Source organism: Clostridioides sp. ZZV15-6597, assembly GCF_020657815.1.
Classification (GTDB): domain Bacteria; phylum Bacillota; class Clostridia; order Peptostreptococcales; family Peptostreptococcaceae; genus Clostridioides.
The window spans coordinates 1-511 of record NZ_JAGWCT010000248.1 but is presented as its reverse complement, the minus strand read 5'-3'; the positions used below and the strand labels follow the sequence as shown (position 1 = coordinate 511).

At 31.7% G+C, this 511-nt stretch carries 2 pseudogenes; both read left to right on the top strand.

Features of this window, described 5'->3' with window-relative positions:
- A pseudogene (locus KGF52_RS21120) lies at window positions 1-283 on the top strand (VOC family protein); the annotation flags it as partial.
- 13 nt (window positions 284-296) lie between these two features.
- Window positions 297-511: pseudogene (locus KGF52_RS21115) on the top strand (hypothetical protein); the annotation flags it as partial.

The following is a 511-nucleotide window of genomic DNA, read 5'->3' as shown; positions in this document are numbered from 1 at the left end:
AGGTTATATCCATCATATTGCAGTTAATACACCACAAATGAATGACTTAGATGCAATTTACAAGAAATTACAGCAACAACCACAAAGTAATTCAGGTATAATTGATCGCTATTTCTTTAAATCATTATACTATCGCCATAATTCAATTATGTATGAATTTGCGACTGAAGCGCCTGGATTTACTATTGATACACCTGTTGAACAATTAGGAAGTCAATTGAACTTGCCTGACTTTTTAGAAGCAAAACGTGAACAAATTGAAAGTAAGTTACACGAAATATAAAGGAGAATGTTTAATGGCAAAATTAGAAATGAATAAAAATACTCCTCTTGAGTTTGGTTTGTATTCCTTAGGTGATCATTTATTGAATCCATTTAAAGGTGAAAAAGTTAGTTATGAGCAACGTATTAATGAAATTATTGAAGCAAGTAAATTAGCAGATGAAGCAGGTATTGATGTTTTTGCAGTTGGTGAAAGTCATCAGGAGCATTTTACAACACAGGCACATAC